The organism is Amycolatopsis thailandensis (assembly GCF_002234405.1).
Taxonomy (GTDB): Bacteria; Actinomycetota; Actinomycetes; order Mycobacteriales; family Pseudonocardiaceae; genus Amycolatopsis; species Amycolatopsis thailandensis.
The window spans coordinates 1-1531 of sequence record NZ_NMQT01000208.1 but is presented as its reverse complement, the minus strand read 5'-3'; the positions used below and the strand labels follow the sequence as shown (position 1 = coordinate 1531).

The 1531-nt window shown below is 74.0% G+C and carries 5 protein-coding genes; all 5 read right to left on the bottom strand.

Annotated features, from left to right (window positions below):
* Positions 1 to 153, bottom strand: a 153-nt coding sequence (locus tag CFP71_RS45560) for a pilus assembly protein TadG-related protein (protein ID WP_341866911.1), incomplete at its 3' end; no start/stop codon positions are given.
* The gene (locus CFP71_RS41130) at positions 150 to 482 is read right to left on the bottom strand and encodes a TadE family type IV pilus minor pilin (protein WP_093939288.1); all 333 of its coding nucleotides are present in this window, start codon (positions 480 to 482) and stop codon (positions 150 to 152) included. The genes CFP71_RS45560 and CFP71_RS41130, both read right to left, overlap by 4 nt.
* Positions 482 to 655, bottom strand: a complete 174-nt coding sequence (locus CFP71_RS41125) for a DUF4244 domain-containing protein (RefSeq protein WP_093939287.1) — start codon at positions 653 to 655, stop codon at positions 482 to 484. The genes CFP71_RS41130 and CFP71_RS41125 overlap by 1 nt, the downstream gene beginning before the upstream one ends.
* Before the next feature lie 18 nt (positions 656 to 673).
* Positions 674 to 1261, bottom strand: a complete 588-nt coding sequence (locus CFP71_RS41120; protein ID WP_093939289.1) for a type II secretion system F family protein — start codon at positions 1259 to 1261, stop codon at positions 674 to 676.
* The coding region (locus CFP71_RS41115) for a type II secretion system F family protein (RefSeq protein WP_425266650.1) at positions 1255 to 1531 on the bottom strand (277 nt) is incomplete at its 5' end. The genes CFP71_RS41115 and CFP71_RS41120, both read right to left, overlap by 7 nt.

Sequence of the window (1531 nt, the reverse complement as noted above, 5' to 3'; positions counted from 1 at the left end):
CGCGGCGGGCGCCGCCAGATCGGCGGCTGCCTCGGCGCGGTGCCTGCTCGTGACGGCCGCGCCGAGCCAGAAGACGAACGCCGCCATACAGATCAGGGCGGCGACGATCGAGGCCGTCCACGCGGTCGCGACGCCGCGATCGTCGCAGCTCACGGCTCGGCCACCGCGAAGGCGCGGGAACGCAGGCGGATGCCCGGCAGCAGTCCGGCCACCGGTTCGGCCTCGACACCGGCGGTGATGGTGTCGCCTTCGCGGACGACGTCCAGCCGTGCGCCGGGCGGCGCGATCTCCCGCACCGCTTGTTCGGCCCGGGCGGGCTGGCCACGGGCGAGGAGCCTGGCCGCCTCGCGGGCCGCGTCGGTGCAGCGGACCTGGTCGGCGGCGACCCCGATCCCGGCGAACAGCAAGGCCGCGACGAAAGTCAGCGCGCCGATGCCGAGCGCGGCCTCCACTGTGACGGATCCGCTGTCGTCGCGTGGCATCAGAACTTCACCGACAAGGCCCGCTCGACGAGCGCGGTGAGCCCGGCGGCGACGGCGTCGCTGGTGACGATCAGATAGAGCACGACGGCCAGCGCGGCGGCGGCCACGATGGCGATGGCGTATTCGACGGTCGCTGTTCCGTCGTCTCCACGGAAGGTGGGGAACTTGCGCATGGGAGATCGCCTTTCGTTTCAGAGGACGCCGTCGAGACGACCGGCCAGGCCGAGCACGACGGGCAGGACACCGAGGCAGAGGAACGCCGGGAGGAAGCAGAGGCCGATCGGTGCCGCCAGCAGCACTCCGGCCCGTTCCGCGCGTTCCTCGGCTTCGGCGGAGAGCGACTCGCGCAGTCTTCGCGCGAGGTCTTTCGCGTGTTCGGCGAGAGCGGTGCCGGCCCTCGCCGTGCGGACGGCGGCGACGGACAGTTCGGCCAGACCGGGCCGGTCCCGCACCGGCGCCCAGGCTTCGGCGGGCCCGACTCCGACGGCGAGATGCGAGGACACGGAACGCAGTGCCACCGCGGTCTTCGGTGACGCCGCCGGGACGACCGCTTCGAGCGCGACAGGGACCGGCAGCCCGCCCGCCAGGCAGGCGGACAGAAGGTCGAGGGTGACGGCCGACCGGAGCAGTTCGGAGACACCGCCGACCCGGCGGTCCCGGGCCGCCCGCCCCCGAAGCCGGGCGAGGAGACGGCCTGGCCGCGCGGTAGCTCCAGGTCCGAGGCGGGGCCAGCAGAAGACGGCACCGCCCAGCAGGATCAACGCCACTCCGGTCAGCACGGGGCCACCCGCCCGGTGAGTGCCCGGCACCAGGCCGTTCCCGCCCAGATCAGTCCGCTGCCCAGGACGAGCAGCAGCTGACCGGCACCGGTCCCGGTGAGGACGCCGAGCGGGCTCGCCCCCATCGCTTCGCCGAGCAGCAGGCACACCAGGGGGAGAACGGCGAGCACGGCGGCGCTCGCCCGAGGACCGGCCATCTTCGCCTTCAGACGACGCCGGAAGCCGACCTCGGCCTCGGTTTCCCGCCGCGCGGCGTCGAGCACGGCGGCC

Excerpts from the sequence above, each read along its gene's own strand:
- CFP71_RS41130 (WP_093939288.1), bottom strand. The coding sequence starts at position 482 with ATGCCACGCGACGACAGCGGATCCGTCACAGTGGAGGCCGCGCTCGGC.
- CFP71_RS41125 (WP_093939287.1), bottom strand. The coding sequence starts at position 655 with ATGCGCAAGTTCCCCACCTTCCGTGGAGACGACGGAACAGCGACCGTC.